Genomic DNA, 261 nt, shown 5'->3' on the forward strand with positions numbered 1-261 from the left:
GCCGCCGTCCTCACCGCGGGCACGGGCGGCAGCGGGGCGGTCCTGCAGGCGGAACTCCTGCGCGCCGCGCACACCGCCACCCTGGCAGGACTGCACCGCGCCGCAGCCGCAGCGGTCCGGGTCGCCGCCCTGGTGCGCGCCGCGCGGGACGACGACCCGGCCTTCCAGCTCGCCGACCTGGGCGCGGCCCTGCGCGAACTGCTGCTGGTCGCGCACGGGCTGGGCAGACCCGGGGACGCCCCCGGCGGCGACATGGCACTG

It is taken from the genome of Peterkaempfera griseoplana (assembly GCF_001418575.1).
Lineage (GTDB): Bacteria > Actinomycetota > Actinomycetes > Streptomycetales > Streptomycetaceae > Peterkaempfera > Peterkaempfera griseoplana.